This window comes from Nocardioides sp. P5_C9_2 (genome assembly GCF_054049555.1).
Window position 1 is genome coordinate 1 of record NZ_JBFUMD010000515.1, and the last position, 2642, is coordinate 2642.

A 2642-nucleotide genomic window follows, 5' to 3' on the forward strand; every position below is an offset into this window, starting at 1 on the left:
GACGCGGACGGCACGGTCACCCACCTCGAGGCGACCTCGGTCGACTCGGTCGAGGAGATCGTCGCCCTCGCCGAGGACCACCTCGGGGTCACGTTGTGAGTGACCCCGACGGCCTGCCCGCCTGGCTGCGACCCGTCGTCGAGGCGTGCACGCGGATCAGCGTCCACGAGCTCACCCGCTTCGCGCCGCCCGCTGGTGGCGACCCCCGCCGGGGCGCGGTGCTGATGCTCTTCGCGGACACCGACGCCGACGGCGAGGGGGAGATCCTCCTCACCGAGCGTGCCCACCACATGCGCTCGCACCCGGGGCAGGTGTCCTTCCCCGGCGGCACGATCGACCCGGGGGAGACGGCGATCGAGGCCGCCCTGCGCGAGGCCGAGGAGGAGATCGCCCTCGACCCGACCTCGATCGAGGTCTTCGGCGAGCTGCCCGAGCTGTGGCTGCCGCCCAGCAACTTCGCCGTCACCCCGGTGCTCGGCTGGTGGCGGGAGCGGGGCGAGGTCGGCATCGCGAGTCCCGACGAGGTCCACGAGATCCACCACGTGCCGATCAGCGAGCTCCTCGACCCCGAGCACCGCGTCAGCGTGCGGCACCCGAGCGGCTGGCTGGCTCCCGGGTTCCTGATCGGTCCGGAGCGCGACGTCATCCTGTGGGGCTTCACCGCCGGGATCATCGCCCGGCTCTTCGACTTCCTGGACTGGACGACACCCTGGGACCCGGAGCGGGTGCGTGACCTCCCGGCGTACATGCTGCAAGGTGATCCCACACCGGGCCAGGACCTCAGGCCCCACACCAGGCTCGGGGAGTGAGCACGTGAACGTCCTCGACTGGTGCCTCGTCGCGCTGGTGGGCATCTACGCCCTGTCCGGCTACTGGCAGGGCTTCGTCACCGGCGCGTTCGCGACCGCGGGACTGCTGTGCGGCGGCCTGTTCGGTGTGTGGCTGGCGCCGATCGCCCTCGGCGACGCCGAGCCCTCGGTGTGGGTGTCGCTGGGCGCACTGTTCATCGTCATCCTCTCCGCCTCCGTGGGCCAGGCCGTCCTCCAGTACGCCGGCGCGCGGATCCGGGCCCACATCCGCTGGCAGCCGATCCGCGCGGTCGACGCCGTCGGCGGGGCCGCGCTGAGCGCGGTGGCGGTGCTCATCGTCGCGTGGGCCCTCGGCGTCGCGGTCTCCGGCTCCCGGATCGGTGCCATCACCCCCACGGTGCGGGACTCGTCCGTGCTCGCCGAGGTCGACTCGCTGCTGCCCGGCGAGGCGACCGGGGTGCTCCAGGCGTTCAACAACGTGGTGGGGGCGACGTTCTTCCCCCGCTACCTCGAGCCCTTCGCGCCCGAGCGGATCGTGGAGGTCAAGGCAGGCCCGCAGCGGCTGCTCACCGATCCCGACGTGGTCGACGCGCAGAGCAGCGTGCTCAAGGTGCGGGGCACCAACGCCTGCGGCAGCGGCCTCGAGGGCAGCGGCTTCCTCTACTCCGAGGGCCGGCTGATGACCAACGCCCACGTCGTCGCGGGGGTCCGGCAGCCGCAGGTGGAGCTCGGCGACGGCACGAGCGTCACCGCCACGGTCGTGTCCTACGACCCGCGCATCGACGTGGCCGTGCTCGCCCTCGACGACGGCGACCTGCCCCACCTCGTCTTCGACCGCGACGCCGCCCCCCAGGACGGCGTGGCCATCGTGGGCTACCCCCAGGACGGTCCGTACGACGTCCAGATCGGCCGCATCCGCTCCGAGCAGCGGCTGCGCTCACCCGACATCTACGGCGACGGCACCGTCATCCGCGAGGTGTTCTCGCTACGCGGCTCGGTGCGCGCCGGCAACTCCGGCGGTCCGATCCTGTCGTCGGGCGGCGACGTGGTGGGGCTGGTCTTCGCCGCGTCCGTCACCGACTCCGACACCGGCTACGCGCTGACGGCCGACCAGGTGGCCGAGTCAGCGGCGCTGGGGGTCACCCGCGACGAGGCCGTCGGCACCGGCGCCTGCACCAACTGAGGGCTGCGCGTCGGCACGGCCGCGCAGGGCGGCCGGGATCTCGCGGCCCTGGCTGATCGCCCGCTCCGGGGCCTTGACCTGCTTGACCTGACGCAGGCCGATGTAGCCCAGGAGCGCAGCCAGCAGCAGGTAGACGCCGAAGACGATCAGGAAGCACCAGGCCAGGTCGAGCCCGGTCATGTGGATGAAGTAGGCGACGGCGACCGACAGCATGATGATCGCCAGGACGCCGATGAACGCGGCCCCGGCGAAGAGGCCGATGCCGGTGCCGCCGTGCTTGACACTGACCTTGAGCTCGGACTTCGCCAGCTGGATCTCCTTGGAGATCAGCGTGGAGATGTCGCGGCTGGCGTCGATGACGAGGCCGCCGATCGTGGGATCGGTGTCCTTGACCGGGGTGGTGGCCWTTGTGGAGTCCTTCGCAGAAGTACGACGCTGGTCTGACGTCGTGACCCTACACAAGGCCCGCGATGCGAGGCGCCGAGCCGACCCCGCTCCCGATACAGTGGGCGCTGGTGTGCCGGGAAGTCTGGTCGGCCCACGTCCATCAGGGCGCGGAGTGTCCCGACAGCGACCCTGCGAAAGGCCGCGTGCCGCATGCCGATCGAACCCCAAGGCCACCGTGACGTCTCCGAGGACGAGGTGTGGAC

The 2642-nt window shown here is 71.6% G+C and carries 3 protein-coding genes; 2 read left to right on the top strand and 1 reads right to left on the bottom strand.

All coding sequences use genetic code 11. The annotated features are described in order from the left end of the window. Positions 1-95 precede the first annotated feature (95 nt). Both ACXJKL_RS18995 and ACXJKL_RS19000 read left to right on the top strand, forming a co-directional pair. Positions 96-809: an NUDIX hydrolase gene (locus ACXJKL_RS18995; protein WP_457208562.1), complete on the top strand. Its 714-nt coding sequence runs from the start codon at positions 96-98 to the stop codon at positions 807-809. A 4-nt stretch (positions 810-813) separates the two neighbouring features. Next, a complete protein-coding gene (locus ACXJKL_RS19000; protein ID WP_457208563.1) occupies positions 814-1992 on the top strand; it encodes a MarP family serine protease in 1179 nt (392 codons plus the stop codon). Here ACXJKL_RS19000 and ACXJKL_RS19005 read toward each other — a convergent pair. Next, complete coding sequence (locus ACXJKL_RS19005; RefSeq protein WP_457208564.1) at positions 1933-2454, bottom strand: phage holin family protein; 522 nt, start codon at positions 2452-2454, stop codon at positions 1933-1935. The genes ACXJKL_RS19000 and ACXJKL_RS19005 overlap by 60 nt on opposite strands. Between the last annotated feature and the right edge of the window lie 188 nt (positions 2455-2642).